The sequence below is a fragment of the Vibrio sp. PSi01 genome (assembly GCF_054960695.1).
Genome location: NZ_JBHNYN010000012.1, coordinates 92,584 through 110,052, shown reverse-complemented (window position 1 = coordinate 110,052; position 17,469 = coordinate 92,584). Strand labels below are relative to the sequence as shown.

Here is a 17,469-nt window from a genome sequence, read left to right as displayed (position 1 = left end):
GGATGAAAAAGGGTTTTTAATGCAAGGATGGATAGTAATTCCAGTCTCTTTAGCCTACTTGGGTGTGTTATTTCTGATCGCTTGGTATGGAGACAGGCAGGTTCGTTGGCTATCGCGTTGGCGCCCGTGGATCTATAGCCTCTCAATTGCGGTGTATTGTACTTCGTGGACATTCTATGGAACGGTCGGGCAGGCCAGCAATAACCCTTGGTCCTTTTTACCCATTTATCTCGCGCCTATTTTGGTATTTACACTTGGGTGGCGGATCTTAGCGCGGCTGATACTCATTGCGAAGCGTGAACATATCACCTCAATTGCTGACTTTATTGCGGCTCGTTATGGCAAATCTCAAGGGCTAGCGGTTGCCGTGACCATCATTGCTGTGGTCGGTATTCTTCCTTATATCGCATTACAACTTCGCGGTATTACCATGGGGTTAGATATTGTTGCCCCAAATCTGGCGGCTGATTTCGGCTATCAAGATTATCACGTGTCTTGGTTTGTGGTTGGTGCTTTGGCTATTTTTACGATGCTGTTTGGTACTCGGCACATCGATAACACAGAGCATCACCGTGGCATGATGATGGCGGTGGCATTTGAATCCATCGTTAAGCTCGCGGCTTTTTTAATTGTCGGTCTGTTTATTATTTATCTGGCGATGAGTAGCGATAAAATCGACCTACTTGATGTTGCAGCCTCCACCTATAAATCACCTAACATTCCGACCTTAATCATTCATACCGTTTTAACCATGCTGGCGATTGTTTGCTTACCTCGTCAGTTCCATACCATGGTTGTTGAGAACGAGCGCCCACAGGATTTACATACCGCTCGTTGGTTATTCCCGGTTTACCTAATCTTGATGGGGCTGTTTGTTCTGCCCATTGCTTGGGCGGGTCAGGGGTTACTCACCAACATGCCTGCCGATACTTATGTCATCAGTGTACCAATGGCTGAAGGAGCGAATCACATTGCCTTGTTAGCCTTTCTTGGCGGTACTTCAGCGGCCAGTGGTATGGTGATTGTTTCGACTATTGCACTAGCGATTATGGTGTCGAACGACTTAGTGATGCCATTGCTGCTGCGCCGGATGCGTTTGACTCAAAGAACCCATAAGCATTTTTCTGGCCTGTTATTGGTGATTCGTCGTGGGTTAATTCTACTGCTTTTACTTGGCGCTTGGGTATTCTATCAGGCGCTAGATACGATCCATTCTTTGTCGGCGATCGGTTTTCTCTCCTTTGCTGCTATCGCGCAATTTGCACCGGCATTATTAGGTGGTTTGTATTGGCGTCCAGGTAATCGCAAAGGTGTCTATGTCGGTTTGTTAGTCGGGTCAGTCGTTTGGCTTATTACCTTGATGAGCCAAACCAGCATGTTGGCAGGTGATAGCGAAAGCAACCTATTGTTATGGATAATCACGCCACCCGAATTGCTCAGTAGCTGGGATATCAGTAGCTCAAACTGGGGTATTGTATTGAGTATTACGCTCAATACTTTGTGTTATACCGTGGTGTCAATGACGACCAGACCAAGCCTAAGTGAGCGCTTACAATCAGCGGCATTTGTTGGCACTCCGCTGCCTGAAAATGAAAATATAAGCCTCTATCAGAGCCGTGTCACGGTAGCTGAATTGGAGATGTTGGCGTCTCGTTTTGTCGGTCGTAAACGGGCAAAAAGTGCCTTACACAGTTACTGGCAACAACATGGTCAACCGCTACTTCCAAATCAACAAGCGCCTGCAAGTTTGATTCGACATGCAGAACGCGTGCTTGCGGGTGTGTTTGGTGCATCTTCAGCTAAGTTAGTACTTACTTCTGCTTTACAAGGCAGAAATATGCAGCTTGAAGAAGTGGCGACCATCGTTGATGAAGCCTCTGAGCTATATGATTTTAGTCGTGGCTTACTGCAAGGTGCAATCGAGCATATTGGCCAAGGTATTGCGGTGGTAGATAAACAGATGAGGCTGGTGGCATGGAATCAGCGCTATTTAGAATTGTTTGAATTTCCTGCGGGGTTGATTCAAGTCGGTCGACCAATCGCTGATGTCATTCGTCATAATGCTGAACAAGGTTTGTGTGGTCCAGGCGACCCAGAGGATCACGTTCGACGTCGTGTTTATCACCTTGAGCAAGGCACTCGACATACATCTTCTCGTATTCGTCCTGATGGTCGAGTCATTGAAGTTCAAGGTAACCCGATGCCAAGTGGTGGCTTCGTCATGAGTTTTACTGACATCACGGTATTTAGACAAGCCGAGCAAGCGCTGAAAGATGCCAATGAAAGTTTAGAATCAAGAGTCCATGAACGAACCCAAGAGCTCGAAAAACTTAACCATCGCTTAGTAAAAGCAACGCAAATATCTGATCAAGAATCACAATCTAAGAGTCGTTTTTTAGCAGCGGTTAGCCATGATTTAATGCAACCACTGAATGCTGCTCGTTTGTTTGCTTCTTCACTCTCTGAAGTGGCAAAGGAACAAGAGGTGAAGCAGCTTTCATCCCATATCGAAAGTGCACTTGGTGCTGCTGAGGACTTGATTGGTGATTTATTAGATATCTCTCGATTGGAGTCGGGAAAGTTAGAAACCAATGTTCATGCGATTGCCGTGCATGATGTTCTTATCCATTTGAATGCTGAATTTAGTGCTTTGGCGACACAACAAAAAATCCAGTTCAAGATGATCCCTTCATCTCTGTTTATTCATTCTGACCCCAAATTGTTAAGGCGTGTTATTCAGAACTTTTTGACCAATGCTTTTCGTTACAACCCGGAAGGGAAAGTAGTACTGGGTGCGAGACGAGTTAACGGCCAGGTGCGAATTGATGTGTGGGATAACGGAACGGGTATCGACGAAGATAAGCAGCAAGAGATCTTTGAAGAGTTTACTCGTGGTAGCCAAGTTCGTGCCGATCAAGGCTTGGGGTTGGGGCTCGCGATTTCTAAAGGCATCGCTCATGTTTTAGGTCACCAAATATCAATGCGATCATGGCCAGGGCAAGGCAGTGTTTTTTCTATCACCTTGGCTAGAGCCGAACAGGTTACTCCAATTGTACAAGTTTCAGCGCCAATGGCGACCAGCGACATCGAACACCTGAAAATATTGTGTGTCGATAATGAGCGCGAGATTTTGGTCGGGATGGAGAACTTGATTGGTCGCTGGGGCTGTGAGGTTAAGACGGCCGTCGACTTAGTCGAAAGCTTGAAGTGTCTCGATGATGATTGGCATCCGGATGTAATTTTCTCTGATTATCGCCTCGATAATGGCCGAACGGGGCTGGAAGTTTTGCAACAGTGTCGTTTACGTCTTGGCGACTCTTTTGAAGGTGTCATCATCAGTGCTGATAGAACCGATGACATGTTGGCTGCGATAAAGGCTAACAGCTTCAGCTTTATTGCTAAGCCAGTGAAACCGCTAAAACTCAGAGCAGTCTTAAATCGGGTGAGTTAATTAGGAATAATAAGCTCTAATTCCTAATTAATGAACGGATGTAAAAAGGCCTCGGATGAGGCCTTTTTTGTTTCAGTAAGGCTCGTTAATACCTATTTATTTGCTAATTTAATAATTTGCTAACGAGCTAGCCCGCAATGCCGCCCTGCGTCAGTGTGCTTGGATCAAGCAGCTTGCTGAGTTCTTCTCGGCTTAGGTCTGTTTCTCGCTCTGCAACATCGAGGATCGGTAAACCTTCTTTATAGGCCTTCTTGGCAATATCTGCCGCTTTTAGGTAACCAATCACAGGGTTTAGCGCTGTGACTAAAATCGGATTCTTTGACAGTGCCAAATCGAGATTGTCTTGGCGTACAGCGAAGGAAACGATGGCTTTGTCTGCCAAGGCGACAGAACTATTTGCTAACAATTCAATACTTTCTAACACGTTATGAGCAATCACCGGCAACATCACATTCAGTTGGAAGTTACCAGATTGCCCAGCCAGCGTAATGGTGGTGTCATTTCCTATCACTTGCGCTGCAGCCATTGCTGCGGCTTCTGGAATCACTGGGTTTACTTTTCCAGGCATGATAGACGACCCTGGCTGTAGCGCCTGTAATTCAATCTCACCTAAGCCCGCCAACGGCCCGGAGTTCATCCAGCGAAGATCGTTTGAGATCTTCATGATCGCAACTGCTGCAGTTTTAAGCTGGCCAGACAATGCGACGATCGCATCTTGGCTGCTGAGGTTAAAAAAGAAGTTTTCACTCGAGGTAAAACTGATCTTTGTCGATTGAGAAAGGTTACTCGCAAATTTATCGGCAAAGCGCGGGTCAGCATTGATCCCTGTTCCTACCGCTGTGCCACCTTGAGCAAGTGCCTTGGTTGCTGGCAAACTGCTTTCAATGGCTTGCTTGGCATGCTCAATCTGAAACTTCCAACCACCTAGCTCTTGAGCAAAGGTAATTGGCATCGCATCCATTAGGTGAGTGCGGCCTGTCTTCACTACCTCAGCAAGCTCCTGTTGCTTGATAGTGAGAGCTTCAGCAAGGTGAGTTAGTGCTGGCAACAACTTGTTTTCTGCCATCAAAGCAACGCTCACTTGAATGGCGGTTGGTACCACATCGTTGCTGCTTTGGCCCATGTTGACGTGGTCATTCGGGTTCACGTCACCTTGTAAACTTCTTGAAGCGAGCGTTGCAATCACTTCATTGGCATTCATATTGGAGCTAGTGCCAGAGCCGGTTTGGTAGACATCGATTGGGAATTGATCGAGGTATTTACCATCAATGATCTCTTGGCTTGCTTCGGAAATCGCGTTGGCAATATCACCTTCCAATAAACCTAACTGAGCGTTGGTGTCAGCGGCGGCCTGCTTAATGAATGCTAGTGCTTGAATGAAGCTAGTTGGCATTTTGTGTGAACTAAAAGCAAAGTTATCTGCTGCACGCTGAGTTTGTGCTTGGTATAGCGCATCGGCAGGGACTTTCACTTCTCCCATGCTGTCTTTCTCAATTCGATATTGTAGGGTCATCTTCTATCCTTGTTAGCAAAGTGGGGCTTGGACTTGTTGTAGTGTTTGGCTGAGATTCAAAAAACGCGCTTGGCCTTGAGGTAGCTGGCAGTAGTGGCGTTTCAGATAAAATAGCGGTGAGTGAATAGAGTCTAGGCAGATATGACGAAAGGCGAAACTGCGCTCAGGAGACTCAATCGCTTCAATTAAATGGAAGAAAACTTGGCGCAGGTAAAGCTCGCACAACAAGATGTTTTCTTGGGCGGCGTGTTTTTCATAGTAAGCAGAAAGCGTGAGTGCACACTCTATATACTCTCTAATCACAAAAGGCTCATGGCCTTGTACTTGTTCTAATGAAGCAAAGCGATCCTGTGCTTTGTAAAATCTCGAATAGAGACTTTGCTGTTCTTTCATCATAATCTGCATCTCTTTATTGGATGTTAATGATAATTATTATCAAATGAGATTTTAAAAACAACCCTTTCTTTATCTTTCTATAAAATGAAAAGAAAAAGCCGATACATGAATGCATCGGCTTTCTTGGAGTCAGTACCTAATCCCTACAATGTAAGCACTGATTCATTTTCTAAGTACTTCTTATCCTAGTCACTAAGTCGCGAGCTTCTTAGTGGTCGTGAGCTTCACCAGCACCTTTAGGATAACGGATAGACTCAACCATCTCTTGTACATCTTCAGGAACTTCAGCGGTCACTTTGTTCACTGCAATTGATACTACAAAGTTTAGACACATACCTAGCGTACCGATGCCTTCTGGGCTGATACCAAACCACCAGTTTTCCGGTGTGCTTGCTGCTGGGTTAATGAACTTGAAGTAGATGATGTAGCTTGCTGTGAAGGCAATACCTGACAACATACCTGCAATAGCGCCTTCCTTGTTCATCTTCTTGTAGAAGATACCTAGGATGATGGCAGGGAAGAAGGATGCTGCGGCTAGGCCGAAGGCAAACGCGACTACCTGTGCTACGAAGCCTGGTGGATTAATACCTAAGTAACCCGCGCCGACAATGGCGACCATAGCGGCTAAACGAGCGGCTAATAGCTCCTGCTTGTCGGTCATGTTTGGTCTGAAGCCTTTCTTCAATAAGTCATGTGAAATCGACGTTGAGATGACCAATAGTAGACCCGCGGCTGTTGATAGTGCGGCTGCTAGGCCACCAGCTGCAAGTAGTGCGACAACCCAGTTTGGTAGTTTTGCTAGCTCTGGAGAAGCCAGTACGATGATGTCACGGTTAATCTTCATTTCGTTACGTTCATCGCCCGAGTAGAACATTTTGCCATCGCCGTTCTTATCTTCCCAACCTACAAGGCCAGTGCTTTCCCAGTTTTTGTACCAGCTTGGTGCGTCTGCTGCTGCGACACCTTGCATGTCTGGGCCGTTAATGGTTTCGATCATGTTTACACGAGCGAATGCTGCAACGCCAGGTGCTGTTGTGTATAGCAATGAGATGAACAGTAGTGCCCAACCCGCTGAAATACGAGCATCACGTACTCTTGGCACAGTGAAGAAACGAATGATTACGTGTGGAAGACCTGCTGTACCTACCATTAGAGCCGCACAGATGAAGAATACATCTACCATGCTCTTGTTACCTTCGGTATAGGCGGTAAACCCGAGCTCTTCGGTTAGACCATCCAGTTTATCAAGTAGGTAAACGTCGGTGCCAGAGAGAGTTGAACCCATACCAACCTGTGGAAGCGGGTTACCTGTCATCATGATCGAAGTAAAAATAGCTGGAACAAGGAAGGCGAAAATGAGGACACAGAATTGAGCTACCTGCGTATAAGTGATGCCTTTCATGCCACCAAGTACTGCGTAGAAGAACACAATACCCATACCGATGATGATGCCGAGGTTAATGTCGACTTCTAGGAAACGTGAGAATACAACACCAACCCCACGCATTTGACCAGCAACGTATGTGAATGATACGAAGATTGCACAGAATACCGCTACCATACGTGCCGTTTTCGAGTAGTAACGTTCGCCGATGAAATCAGGAACCGTAAACTGACCGAATTTACGTAGATAAGGTGCTAAACATAGTGCAAGCAGTACGTAACCACCTGTCCAACCCATTAGGTAAACTGCACCGTCGTAACCAACAAATGAGATGATACCTGCCATTGAGATGAATGATGCTGCCGACATCCAGTCAGCCGCTGTCGCCATACCATTGGCTACTGGGTGTACACCGCCGCCGGCTACGTAGAACTCACTGGTTGACCCTGCACGAGCCCAGATTGCGATGCCGATATATACTGCAAAAGTAATACCGACGAGAATAAACGTCCAAGTTTGAATATCCATGTTCTAGCCTCTAGTCTTCCTGTACGTTGTATTTTTTGTCGAGCGCATTCATGCGAACAACGTAAATAAATATCAGCGCCACGAAGGTGTATATCGAACCTTGCTGAGCGAACCAAAAGCCTAGCTTGAACCCGCCAAACTGAACGGTATTGAGGGCATCCACAAATAAGATGCCAGCGCCGTAAGACACTGCAAACCAAACCGCGAGCAGTGTTCCCATAATTCCCAAGTTTTCCTTCCAGTAGGCTTGAGCATGTTCCGTAGATTCGAACGCCATTGCCTTCTCCTTTATTCCGTTTTCGTAGAAACCGTTTTTGTAAAATAGCCGTGTTAACGTAATGTTACGATTTAGAATGTAGCAAGGATAAGTCAAGGGATCTGTGCAACTTTAGTCTGGACGGTATTGAGACTAAAGTGCTGAAATATGGGGGCTAGAGGGCATAACCATAGAAAAGTGTGATGTTGCAATGTTGTTAAATTAGCCAAAGGTCTAACAAAATAGAGCGAATTAGAGTGCGAGTCATAAAATTTAACAACTAAATCACCGATAAATGGTATTTAGTCCTGCATATGACACGAAGCGAAACATAAGTTTGTTATAGTATCTAAGGCACTTTCACCGACCGTGCTCTGCTAAACGGCAGAAGATCAACAGGCTTAAAGCTCGGGTTTATTATTTGGGGGAACGAATTGGACGCAATAACTATCAACCACTTATTCTTAACTGGTGCTGTACTCATCGCCATCAGTGTACTCTTCTCGCAAGTGTCCTCTCGATTGGGCGTACCTATTCTTTTGATCTTCCTTTTCGTTGGCATGTTAGCCGGTGAAGATGGTCCCGGTGGCATCAATTTTGATGATTACTCTCTGACATACTTAGTGAGTAACTTGGCTCTTGCCGTGATCTTGCTAGATGGCGGTATGCGAACTAAGGTGGCGAGTTTCAAGGTTGCTTTTTGGCCATCGCTCTCCCTAGCAACGATAGGCGTGGCATGTACTGCAACCTTAACGGGCTTAATGGCCGCATGGCTGTTTGAGCTGTCACTGATGCAGGGGATTTTGGTTGGGGCCATTGTAGGCTCAACCGATGCTGCGGCGGTATTCTCTTTGCTTAAAGGGCAAAGTCTCAATGAGCGTGTAGGCTCAACCCTAGAGATTGAATCGGGTACCAACGATCCAATGGCCGTCTTCCTTACGGTAACCCTAATCGCGCTGTTAGGTAACCCCGAAGCTGAAATGGGAATGAATTTCCTACTGAAAAGTTTCGCAATGCAGTTTGGTATCGGCACCCTTGTAGGTATCGGTGGCGGCTGGGTTTTATGGAGCCTAATCAATCGAGTTAAGTTGGCTGATGGTCTCTACTCTATTTTGGTGCTGAGTGGTGGCGTAGCGCTGTTTGCGTTCTCCAACATGCTTGGCGGCAGCGGTATTTTATCTATTTACTTAGTGGGCTTGTTCATCGGAAATCGTCCGACTCGCTCTCGACACTCTATTCTCAATGTTCTTGATGGCATGACGTGGCTTAGCCAAATCGTGATGTTCTTAGTGTTAGGTTTGTTGGTGACACCATCGACACTAATGGACATTGCTATACCGGCGCTTGCGCTTGCTTTCGGTATGATTTTGTTTGCTCGTCCAATCTCTGTTTGGCTCGGTTTATTGCCGTTTCGACGTTTTACCACCAAAGAGCGCTGGTTTGTTTCTTGGGTGGGTTTACGCGGTGCAGTGCCGATCATCTTGGCGGTTTTCCCGATGATGGCAGGCCTGCAAAATGCTCAGTTGTATTTCAATATTGCCTTCTTCGTGGTTATGGTTTCGCTGATTGTTCAGGGCGGCAGCTTAATGAAAGTCGCTAGACTCGCGAAAGTGACCTTACCGCCAACGCCGACACCGATTTCTCGTACCGGCATTGAGATCTACCCTACCAGTGAGTGGGAGATGTTTGTCTATAAGTTGAAAGAGGACAAGTGGTGTATTGGCGAACCGCTTAAACGCTTGTCTATGCCTGAAGGGACGCGAATTACCGCGTTATTTAGAAAAGATGCTTTGCTCCACCCATCGGGCAGTACCGTGTTAGAGGCGAATGATATCTTATGTGTACTTGGGCAAGATAAAGACCTAGATAGCTTAAGCGAACTGTTCAGTGAGGCTCCTTTGGCTGAAGATACCGCTCGATTCTTTGGCGACTTCTTCTTAGATGTTGGGCTATCGGTCGCTGCCGTCAGTGATTGTTATGGTATAGAGTTGGGTTCCGAGCAGGAGCGAGAAATGACGCTAAAACAATTGGTTGCTCAAGAGCTTGGTGCACACCCTGTATTGGGCGATAACTTCAAGTGGAATGGCATTAATTGGGTGGTGGCAGAGATAAATGATTATAAAGTCGTCAAGTTGGGTTTATGTTTGCCCAAGACGACTTTAGGAAAGGATATTGACGAAGTTTAATTGTGGACTTCTTGTAGCAAGATAACTGCTTGAGTTCGGTTTTTCACATCCAATTTACGGAAGATGGCTGTCATATGTGCTTTGATGGTCGCTTCCGAAACATTTAGTTCATACGCGATTTGCTTGTTAAGTAAGCCGTCAGAAAGCATCCCCAATACTTTGTATTGCTGAGGTGTCAGTGTGGAAATCTTTTCTGCAAGGTCGGTGCAGGCAGCATTATTGGTGATCAGTCCTTCAGGGAAGAACGGGTCGCCATTGAGCACTTGATTGAGTGCACTCACTAATTCGCGCATATCACTCGATTTTGGAATAAAGCCAAAAGCACCATGACTCTTCACTTGGCTGACGACGCTCGCTTCTTCACTGGCTGAAATCACGACTATAGGTAAGTCGGGGTATTCTGCGCGCAGTTGAATCAAGCCTGACATCCCATTCGCACCGGGCATTTTAAGGTCGAGAAGCAACAGATCGGGTTCATCTTCTTTTTTTAGTAGAGTCAGTAAGGCATCGAGAGAATCAGCCTCAAGCAGGTTCGCACCACTGATCGCCATATGAACTGACTGAAATAGGGCGTTGCGAAAAAGAGGGTGGTCATCAGCAATGATGATGGTATAGGTCGAGTCCATGACGTTCATACTTTTAACAATTTAGTTAATATTTATTATCATCCTGATTGAGTATGTGGACAATATTTATGCATTAAAAGTCTGAACCATATCGACTTTTATTGCCAGAACAGGAATCCGTTGCTTTCATTAACAAAAAAGCCGAGCAACCATCCCACTTAGGGAGAAGTTTACTCGGCTTTCAGGTTTACTTTATATAACTGAATAGCTTAGAAGTGGTCAGTTATTGCTTTCGTTACTGCTTTAGCAAGGTTATAGCTGGTGGTCTTGCATGTGTTTTAAGAATACATCTGCAGGCATAAAGCCAGTGACACGAGCATTTGGAACATGGTTACCCTCGCCATCCCAGAACTCTATAGTTGGCAAACCGAGCACTTGTAATTGTTTAAGCAGTTCAATGTCTTGAGGCATGTTTCTCGTCACGTCAGCCTGAAGCAGGACGAAATCAGAAAGCTTGTTCTCAACATCAGCTTGGTGGAAGGTGTACTTCTCAAACTCTTTACATGCCACACACCAATCGGCGTAGAAATCGAGCATCACTGGCTTTCCGAGTTTCTTGGCTTCGATGAGCTGGATTTCTAACTCTTCAGCCGTGTTGATGCGTGCAAATTGGATTTGTTGTTCAACCACAACGCTCTTTTCTGCGAACCAGTAATTCAATGCTGGTTGCGCTGAAGCGAACAGGCCGAGCATCGCGATGATGCCCACTGCGCTCTGTTTCCAGTCGCCGAATGGCAGTGCATTCTTGCTGTGGTAAAGCCAACCAAAGGCGATGAAGCCAAGGCCAGACCAAAGCACGGTTGCCCACAACTCAGGGATAATACGCTCTAGTAGGAAGATAGGTGCAGCCAGCAAGATAAAGCCAAATACTACCTTCACCTTGTCCATCCAGCTACCCGCTTTCGGCAGCAGCTTATTACCAAACACCGCAACCAAGATCAGTGGGATACCCATACCCATCGCTAAGGCATACAGAGCAATCGCACCCGTTAATAGGTCACCACTTTGAGCGACATACAGCAGCGCACCTGACAATGGAGCCGTGGTACAAGGTGAACACACCAAGCCAGAGATAGCACCCATCGCGAACACGCCCAAGGTATTACCACCTTGTTGCTTGTTACTTTGGTTGTTGAGCCAGGTTTGGATGCTGCTTGGCAGTTGCAGGTTATAAACGCCAAACATCGACATCGCTAAAGCCACGAACAGAACGCTTAGCGCGATTAGCACATAGGGGTGTTGCATGGCAGCTTGGAACTGCATACCCGCAGAGGCAACCACTAGACCTAATAAGGTGTAGGTTAACGCCATACCTTGCACATAGATGAAGGACAGCATCAGCGCACGGCCTTGGCTGAGCTTGCCACCACCTAATACGATACCCGTTAGAATTGGGTACATCGGCAGAACACACGGTGTAAAGGCTAAGCCAACACCAAGTGCTAAGAATAATAATGGCGTCCACCAACTGTCACCGAGCTTATCGGCTAGGCTCGCTTCTTTTGAAACGGGTGCGCTTGATTGTGGAGTGGTGTTATTGGCAACGTCTGCTTTTGGAGAAGCCTGTTGCATTGAAGCATCGGCCTCATTGTTAACAGCCGATGACTCTTGCGACACGGCATTGGCTTGAGAGTCGCTTGAACCTGAAGCCGTAAATGGCTCAATGTCGATGATTCGAGTTTCGGGTGGATAGCAGAAACCCGCATCCGCACAGCCTTGATACTTAACGACCAGCTTTGAGCCATCTTGGTAACTCTGTAGAGGAACTTGCACGAATAACGGCTGAGTATAAATGCTCACCTCACCGAAGAATTCATCTTGGTGTGGTTGGCCATCTTCCATTTCAACATTGCCGATAGCGAGATTCTGGCCAGTGAACGATAGGCTGTGTTGATAGAGGTAGTAGCCCTCTTTTACTTGCCAGTCTAGAAGGACCTTACCGTCTTGCTGGTAGTAATTGAAAGGGAAAGCCTGGTCTACAGGGACAAAACCGTTGTTATTGCCTCCGAAGCTTGGCTCGGCGTTGTTGTTTCCAAAAAGCGCCCACGCAGGCTGGGTGTACAGGGAAACACAAACAAAAAGTAATGTGGCAAGTCGTCGCATACTATTTAGTCATCAAAATGGAGTTGAAGGTATCTTAACTCAATCAGACCGTAATAGTTTGTGATTAGTTTCATCGACCAGCAAATATCCGCTAGGGCGGGTGAGCCACTTTTTTAGGCTGTCGAGAGAGGGTTAGCTGCGCAACTGCAGTAACAGCCCTTGCCAATAAGACATTTAGGCAACACCTAAGCGTGCTCTTACTACTTGTTCACAAGCATCAATGTTCATCGTGTCTTTCGGGATAATTAGCACGGTGTCATTGCCGCCAACCGTACCGATAATCTCGGTATGTGGGTCGATATCGACTAATCTTGCGACCAACTGTGCGCAGCCAGGGTTTGTTTTTACGATCACCATCGCTTGGTTGTGAGTAATTAATTCGATTTGTGATGAGATTGAGGCATCGACACGCACAGGCGCGCTTTCAACCGTGATGCAGTAAACCTTTTTACCACAGGCATTCTGAATTTTGACAACGCCAAGCTGTGACAAAATGCGAGAGACGGTCGATTGGCTGATACCTGTATAGCCAATGTCGACCAGTTTCTCGCGCAGTTGGTTCTGGGTCGAGAAGCTTTGTTGTTGTAGTAAGCGTTTGCACGCGGCAGTCAGTGTTTTATCTTCAGCTGAATACAAGCAACCGTGCTCAGTGATTTCGTTCATGAACAACTCCTTAAGGTCAAACTGTGGATATCGCTTGTCCATAGCGCTGAGCGCACTCCCAAAGCCGTAGAGTACGATGATTAATTAGGCTTACCGATGAATCCCGAAGTAGAGAAGGAAGGGTATGCGAGATGTATGATCATCTATACATTGAGTCTACCACTAAAGAATAGTTATCTTTTTGAAGGTGATCACCAAACAAAATTCTGGTTAATTGCTTTTTTTGTGGGGTTTTATTCTTTGACTAAATGGATATTTATTCCGTGTTGGGAATAAATATCCATAAACTTTAAATGGTTTTTGTTGCGGAGGTAGTAGCGCTAAGGGTTAGCGAATTTCACTCATGATCTCGCGAGAGAATACTTTTTCACAATAGTGACATTTTAGCTGTACGTTTTCGTGTTTTAGCTGCACTTTAAAGCTACTTTCGACAGGTTCACCGTGTGAAATACAGTTGCTATTTGGGCAGGCGAACACACTGTTGATTTGTTCTGGCAGAACAAGTGTGAGCTTGTTGACCACTTTGTACTCTTCAATCTGATTCACAGTCGCTTGTGGAGCGTACAGAGCCAATTGATTGGCTTGTTCCTTGGTCAGAAAGATGTTCTCAATCTTGATTAGGTCTTTGTTGCCGAGCGCTGATGATGGCAGGTTTAACCCCATGGTGATGCGTTGCTCTGTTTTATGCAGCTTGAACAGTTTGAGAATTTTAATCCCAAGATGAGCAGGGATGTGGTCAATCACGCTGCCGTTACGGATCGCTTCTACTTGTAGCTGAGTTTGTTTAACCATGACTGTATCTCCTGCTTATAAAGTGTCGTTTAGAACTAGGGCTAATAAAGCTTCACGTGCATACACACCGTTTTCAGCTTGTTCGAAGTAGTAAGCGTGTGGCGTTTTATCAACGTCAGTGGTGATTTCGTCGACGCGTGGCAGTGGGTGAAGTACCTTCATGTTTTGACGAGCGTCTTTCAATGTATCGGCGGTTAGGATGTAAGCTGACTTCATGTGTGCGTATTCCGATGCATCAAAGCGCTCTTTCTGTACGCGAGTCATGTACAGGACATCCAGTTCAGGCACCACCTCTTCAATGCTGCTGTGGGTGCTGTATTGGATACCCATCTCTTCTAATTCTTCACAGATATAATCTGGCATCGCTAACACTTCTGGCGCGATAAAGAAGAAACGCACGTTATTGAATTTTGATAGTGCTTGCGTCAATGAGTGCACAGTTCGGCCATATTTTAGGTCGCCGACGAACGCCACATTGAGGTTATCAAGCGTACCTTGTGTTTCGTAAATCGAGAACAGATCCAACAAGGTTTGAGTTGGGTGCTGGTTGGCACCGTCGCCGCCATTCACCACCGGAACACCGTTTGAAAATTCTGAGGCCAAACGTGCTGCGCCTTCTTGTGGGTGACGCATCACAAAGGCATCGACATAAGATGAAATAACCTGCACCGAATCGGCAAGCGTTTCACCTTTCTTCGCTAGTGAGGTGTTGCCGCCATTATCAAAACCGATGACGGTGCCGCCAAGGCGCTGAACCGCGGTTTCGAATGAGAGGCGAGTTCGAGTTGAAGGCTCAAAGAAGCAGCTCGCAACGACTTTATTTTTCAGCAACTCAGGGTTTGGCTCTGCCTTGAGCCTTGCTGCGGTGTCGACGATAAGCTCCAGTTCATTACGAGTGAGCTCAGGTATGGAGATGATGTGCTTGTTAAATAACGAATGCGCCATAACGGGTCTTCCTTCTATGCATACAGTCAAATAGCGGACAAAAAAAAGCCCCCTAAAAATAGGAGGCTTCGAAACGATCAATAGAGCAAAATAAAAATGACACCACCGCCACTCTTTGGCGTGTAGTTTGACAATAATGTGCGACAGAATTGCGGTTCATTTTTTGCTCTCTTAAGACAAATTGCGGAGGATTATACTCAGATAAAAACGCCATGCAATACTTTCTGTAAAGTATTCATTTAATGGATTTTTATGCGAAATGATGTCCGTTTTTAACTTCTATTTAAGCCTTTGTTGAAACAGAAAAACTTGTGTTTTTTGGGGTGATAACTTCTTCAGTCGAATGAAAAAAAATGCGGGCTTTATCCAAGGGTTAAATCCCAAGTATGCCACCCGCATTTCCCTGCTATTACACTTAACTTGTTAATGTCTTGCGAACAAGTGAGTGCTTAACTATTTAGATTATTAGTTATCTAGATTCTTAGTTGTTCAGCTTATTAACTGCCTAATGTCGCAACCATTACTGCTTTGATGGTGTGCATGCGGTTTTCAGCTTCATCGAACACGATAGAGTATTCAGACTCAACCACTTCATCTGTTACTTCAACGCCGTCTTTTAGTTGTGGGTATTCAGCAGCAAGCTGTTTGCCTACTGTTGTGTCTTCGCCGTGGAAAGCGGGTAGGCAGTGCATGAATTTTACATGTGGGTTGCCGGTCGCTTTGATCATGTCCATGTTGACTTGGTAAGGCATCATTAGGTTAATACGCTCAGCCCATGCTTCTTTTGCTTCACCCATGGATACCCAAACGTCGGTGTATAGGAAGTCACAACCTTGCACGCCTTCTTGAACATCTTCAGTCAGTGTGATTTTGCCGCCAGTGTGCTCTGCAATTTCACTACATTGAGCCAATAGCTCTTCTTGTGGCCAGAATTGTTTTGGAGCAACAAGGCGAATGTCCATGCCCATTTTCGCCGCGCCAACCATCAGAGAGTTGCCCATGTTGTTGCGAGCATCACCTAGGTAAGCAAAGCTGATTTCATGCAGTTGTTTACCACGGCCGTATTCCGTCATGGTTAGGAAGTCAGCCAGGATTTGTGTTGGGTGGAATTCGTCAGTCAGACCATTCCATACAGGAACGCCAGCGTAAGCGCCTAGTTCTTCAACGATTTCTTGACCGAAGCCGCGGTATTCGATGCCATCGTACATACGACCTAGAACGCGAGCGGTGTCTTTCATTGATTCTTTGTGGCCAATTTGAGAGCCAGATGGGCCTAAGTAAGAAACTCGAGCACCTTGGTCGAATGCAGCAACTTCAAATGCACAGCGAGTACGAGTTGAGGTTTTCTCAAAGATAAGCGCAATGTTTTTGCCAGTCAGTGTTGGCTGTTCGTAACCGTTGTACTTCGCTTTTTTTAGCTCCATAGAAAGATCTAACAAGTGTTGAATTTCGCGTGGAGTGAAATCTAGTAGTTTTAGGAAGTTACGATTGCGTAGGTTAAAAGCCATGATGTATTCCTTCTTAGATTTAGGCGCTTTCCTGTTACAGGGAAAGAAAATTCAAGAAAGCGCGATTCAATTTTTAGTTAAATTTGTTCGGTTCGGTTTGTTTCGTTTAATCTGTTTTCGCAAGCTTTAAAAGCTCTCAAGGTTTAAGGTTCTCAAGCTTTAAGTTTTTCAAGATGGTAAAGCTCGCTAGTACGTTAACCTTTGGTGATATTGGTGCCCGCTTGGCCTTGCAGAATTTGCAAACCATCTTCGAGTGCACCGATACCCACTACTTTGCCGCCTTGCTGAATGAATTCGCACGATGCTTCAATTTTTGGCCCCATTGAGCCGGCATCAAATGTGAACTTCGCCAATTCGCTTGGTGTGGTGCTGCGCAGTGCGTGTTGAGTTGGTTTGCCCCAGTCAAGGTATACAGCGTCAGCATCGGTCAGAATAAGCAGTGCATCTGCATCCAATTGTTTCGCCAAGAAAGCCGCTGACATGTCTTTGTCGATAACCGCTTCAACACCCACTAATTTGCCATTTTCTTTTTTCACTGGGATGCCACCACCACCAGTACAAATCACGAGATGACCTGCATCGATAAGTTGGGTGATCGCGTCGTGTTCAACAATCCCAGTAGGGCGTGGACTTGGTACTACGCGACGGAAATGTTGGCCATCTGGTTTTACGATCCAGTGGAACTTCTCTGCCAATTCACGCGCTTCTGCTTCTTCGTAGATCGGACCAATCGGTTTGGTTGGATCCGCGAATGCAGGATCGTTTGGATCGACTGTCATTTGGGTCAACATGCATGAGATGTTGCGGTTAGGAAGATAGTTCTTGAACTCTTGCATCAGCATGTAGCCGATCATGCCTTGAGTCTCACTGCCCAAAACATCTAGCGGGTACGGATTTACTTTTTTGTATTCCAAACCTTGCAAGGCAAGTAAACCAACTTGTGGGCCATTACCGTGAACTAGAACCACGTTGTACACTTTCGCGATTTCAGAGATGGTTTTAACAGCTGTTTCAATATTACGGCGTTGAACATCGGCTTCTAACGGCTCACCGCGACGAAGTAAGGCATTACCGCCGAGTGCAACAACAACAGTTTGCTTAGTCATAATTGTGTTCTC

13 protein-coding genes are annotated in these 17,469 nt (G+C 45.9%); 2 read left to right on the top strand and 11 right to left on the bottom strand.

Going from position 1 to position 17,469, the window contains the following annotated elements; all coding sequences use genetic code 11:
* Window positions 1-19 precede the first annotated feature (19 nt).
* Window positions 20-3,451: a hybrid sensor histidine kinase/response regulator gene (locus ACFI6G_RS15960; protein WP_167493229.1), complete on the top strand. Its 3,432-nt coding sequence runs from the start codon at window positions 20-22 to the stop codon at window positions 3,449-3,451.
* Between the two features lie 127 nt (window positions 3,452-3,578).
* On the opposite strand, the gene ACFI6G_RS15955 is transcribed toward ACFI6G_RS15960, so the two are convergent.
* From ACFI6G_RS15955 to ACFI6G_RS15940, 4 genes are all read right to left on the bottom strand, one after another.
* Window positions 3,579-4,964 (bottom strand): class II fumarate hydratase, encoded by a 1,386-nt coding sequence (locus ACFI6G_RS15955; protein ID WP_010435457.1) that lies wholly within the window; start codon window positions 4,962-4,964, stop codon window positions 3,579-3,581.
* Window positions 4,965-4,976: 12 nt separating this feature from the next.
* Entirely contained in the window at window positions 4,977-5,360 is a 384-nt protein-coding gene (locus tag ACFI6G_RS15950; RefSeq protein ID WP_016787680.1) for a hypothetical protein, read from the bottom strand.
* A gap of 208 nt (window positions 5,361-5,568) precedes the next feature.
* Window positions 5,569-7,272, bottom strand: a complete 1,704-nt coding sequence (locus ACFI6G_RS15945) for a sodium:solute symporter family protein (protein WP_016783690.1) — start codon at window positions 7,270-7,272, stop codon at window positions 5,569-5,571.
* A gap of 10 nt (window positions 7,273-7,282) precedes the next feature.
* Complete coding sequence (locus tag ACFI6G_RS15940) at window positions 7,283-7,549, bottom strand: DUF4212 domain-containing protein (protein ID WP_010435433.1); 267 nt, start codon at window positions 7,547-7,549, stop codon at window positions 7,283-7,285.
* A 413-nt stretch (window positions 7,550-7,962) separates the two neighbouring features.
* On the opposite strand from ACFI6G_RS15940, the gene ACFI6G_RS15935 reads away from it, so the two are divergent.
* Complete coding sequence (locus tag ACFI6G_RS15935) at window positions 7,963-9,714, top strand: potassium/proton antiporter (RefSeq protein ID WP_016787682.1); 1,752 nt, start codon at window positions 7,963-7,965, stop codon at window positions 9,712-9,714.
* Here the strand turns inward: ACFI6G_RS15935 and ACFI6G_RS15930 are convergent.
* The 7 genes from ACFI6G_RS15930 to arcC form a co-directional block, all read right to left on the bottom strand.
* On the bottom strand, window positions 9,711-10,340 hold the full coding sequence (locus tag ACFI6G_RS15930) for a response regulator (protein ID WP_016767965.1): 630 nt from the start codon (window positions 10,338-10,340) through the stop codon (window positions 9,711-9,713). The two genes, ACFI6G_RS15935 and ACFI6G_RS15930, sit on opposite strands and share 4 nt — an antisense overlap.
* A 252-nt stretch (window positions 10,341-10,592) precedes the next feature.
* Window positions 10,593-12,443 (bottom strand): protein-disulfide reductase DsbD, encoded by a 1,851-nt coding sequence (locus ACFI6G_RS15925; protein WP_016787683.1) that lies wholly within the window; start codon window positions 12,441-12,443, stop codon window positions 10,593-10,595.
* Between the two features lie 174 nt (window positions 12,444-12,617).
* Window positions 12,618-13,106 (bottom strand): arginine repressor, encoded by a 489-nt coding sequence (locus ACFI6G_RS15920; protein ID WP_010435410.1) that lies wholly within the window; start codon window positions 13,104-13,106, stop codon window positions 12,618-12,620.
* Between the two features lie 327 nt (window positions 13,107-13,433).
* Window positions 13,434-13,898 carry an aspartate carbamoyltransferase regulatory subunit gene (gene pyrI, locus ACFI6G_RS15915; RefSeq protein ID WP_004729721.1) on the bottom strand — a complete coding sequence of 155 codons (465 nt, stop codon included), beginning with the start codon at window positions 13,896-13,898 and terminating at the stop codon, window positions 13,434-13,436.
* Between the two features lie 15 nt (window positions 13,899-13,913).
* Window positions 13,914-14,843 carry an aspartate carbamoyltransferase gene (gene pyrB, locus ACFI6G_RS15910; protein ID WP_010435407.1) on the bottom strand — a complete coding sequence of 310 codons (930 nt, stop codon included), beginning with the start codon at window positions 14,841-14,843 and terminating at the stop codon, window positions 13,914-13,916.
* A gap of 497 nt (window positions 14,844-15,340) precedes the next feature.
* Window positions 15,341-16,351 carry an ornithine carbamoyltransferase gene (locus ACFI6G_RS15905; RefSeq protein ID WP_462710353.1) on the bottom strand — a complete coding sequence of 337 codons (1,011 nt, stop codon included), beginning with the start codon at window positions 16,349-16,351 and terminating at the stop codon, window positions 15,341-15,343.
* 194 nt (window positions 16,352-16,545) lie between these two features.
* Complete coding sequence (gene arcC, locus ACFI6G_RS15900) at window positions 16,546-17,457, bottom strand: carbamate kinase (RefSeq protein WP_017108588.1); 912 nt, start codon at window positions 17,455-17,457, stop codon at window positions 16,546-16,548.
* Window positions 17,458-17,469: the final 12 nt, after the last annotated feature.

What these genes read in the sequence shown, in the direction of transcription:
- ACFI6G_RS15925 (WP_016787683.1), bottom strand. Translation starts at nt 12,443, where the DNA reads ATGCGACGACTTGCCACATTACTTTTTGTTTGTGTTTCCCTGTACACC.
- ACFI6G_RS15960 (WP_167493229.1), top strand. Translation starts at nt 20, where the DNA reads ATGCAAGGATGGATAGTAATTCCAGTCTCTTTAGCCTACTTGGGTGTG.
- pyrI (WP_004729721.1), bottom strand. Translation starts at nt 13,898, where the DNA reads ATGGTTAAACAAACTCAGCTACAAGTAGAAGCGATCCGTAACGGCAGC.
- ACFI6G_RS15930 (WP_016767965.1), bottom strand. Translation starts at nt 10,340, where the DNA reads ATGGACTCGACCTATACCATCATCATTGCTGATGACCACCCTCTTTTT.
- ACFI6G_RS15950 (WP_016787680.1), bottom strand. Translation starts at nt 5,360, where the DNA reads ATGATGAAAGAACAGCAAAGTCTCTATTCGAGATTTTACAAAGCACAG.
- ACFI6G_RS15940 (WP_010435433.1), bottom strand. Translation starts at nt 7,549, where the DNA reads ATGGCGTTCGAATCTACGGAACATGCTCAAGCCTACTGGAAGGAAAAC.
- pyrB (WP_010435407.1), bottom strand. Translation starts at nt 14,843, where the DNA reads ATGGCGCATTCGTTATTTAACAAGCACATCATCTCCATACCTGAGCTC.
- ACFI6G_RS15955 (WP_010435457.1), bottom strand. Translation starts at nt 4,964, where the DNA reads ATGACCCTACAATATCGAATTGAGAAAGACAGCATGGGAGAAGTGAAA.
- ACFI6G_RS15905 (WP_462710353.1), bottom strand. Translation starts at nt 16,351, where the DNA reads ATGGCTTTTAACCTACGCAATCGTAACTTCCTAAAACTACTAGATTTC.
- ACFI6G_RS15945 (WP_016783690.1), bottom strand. Translation starts at nt 7,272, where the DNA reads ATGGATATTCAAACTTGGACGTTTATTCTCGTCGGTATTACTTTTGCA.
- arcC (WP_017108588.1), bottom strand. Translation starts at nt 17,457, where the DNA reads ATGACTAAGCAAACTGTTGTTGTTGCACTCGGCGGTAATGCCTTACTT.
- ACFI6G_RS15920 (WP_010435410.1), bottom strand. Translation starts at nt 13,106, where the DNA reads ATGAACGAAATCACTGAGCACGGTTGCTTGTATTCAGCTGAAGATAAA.